The sequence below is a fragment of the Acetobacter okinawensis genome, assembly GCF_002153655.1.
GTDB classification, from domain to species: domain Bacteria; phylum Pseudomonadota; class Alphaproteobacteria; order Acetobacterales; family Acetobacteraceae; genus Acetobacter; species Acetobacter okinawensis_A.
The window spans coordinates 1-983 of the sequence record NZ_JOPJ01000100.1; the positions used below are offsets into that span (position 1 = coordinate 1).

Annotated in this window: 2 protein-coding genes; both read left to right on the top strand. The window is 55.0% G+C overall.

Annotation, left to right across the window (positions count from 1 at the left end):
* Nucleotides 1-211 precede the first annotated feature (211 nt).
* Nucleotides 212-595, top strand: a complete 384-nt coding sequence (locus HK26_RS12905; protein ID WP_086640103.1) for a LexA family protein — start codon at nucleotides 212-214, stop codon at nucleotides 593-595.
* The coding region (locus HK26_RS12910) for a Y-family DNA polymerase (protein ID WP_475638872.1) at nucleotides 595-983 on the top strand (389 nt) is incomplete at its 3' end. The genes HK26_RS12905 and HK26_RS12910, both read left to right, overlap by 1 nt.

Consider the following 983-nt stretch of genomic DNA (forward strand, 5'->3'; position numbering starts at 1 on the left):
TCCCTGTCGCACCCACCACGGTTTGCCCTAGTTTTCTGCGGGTTACAGAAAACAATCCACAAAATAATAAGCGCCCTATCGGTTTATATCGGTCCATATTGGACCATATCGACCCATATTAAACCACATCAATCCGTGCAAAATCCGTGCACCTTTTTGATTGACTTCGCATACTATGTTCCCCTTATGTTCTTCATTAGGGAGGAAGTAGATGAATGCACGCTATGCCGGAGACCGTACGACCGGCTTTGCCAGTCCGGCATCCGATTCTGTTGAGGGGCCGATTGATCTTTCCCAGACTCTGGACCTGAAGAACCCCAGCCGTTACCCGGTCCGCGTGCGCGGGGCGACCTTTGCCGCGCGAGGCATTATGGACGGGGATATTCTGATAGCCGACACAGCAGGCTCTCCACAGGCAGGCCAACTGGTCATTGCCTGGGCCGCAGGACGTGTTCTGCTGGCAGAATTGCAGAGGCGGGGCAACGCCTGGTGGCTTGTGTCAGGCGATAACACGCATCCACCCCTTGAAGTTGATCCTGCACGGGATGTGGAAATCTGGGCCAATGTTGCCAGTGTGGTGCGTGAGAAAGCCTGATGCTGTACGGACTGATCGACTGCAACAGCTTCTACTGCTCCTGCCAACGGGCCTTTGACCCGGAGCTGAAGCATCGCCCGGTTGTCGTCCTGTCCAACAATGATGGCTGCGCCATTGCCCGCACAGCGGAGGCCAAGCAACTCGGTATTAAAATGGGCGAGGCGTGGCATCTGGTCCGTAATGAGCGGAAGTTGTCGGACGTACGCTGGTTCTCCAGCAACTACCCGCTCTATGCGGATATGAGCCGTAGGGTCTATCAGGTTCTTCTGGATTACAGCCCGAGGGTGGAGCCGTATTCCATTGATGAGATGTTCCTTGATCTGTCCGGTTTTTCAGACAGCCTGCATGCCCATTGTGGAGCCATGCGTCAGGCTGTCCAGCAGATCAC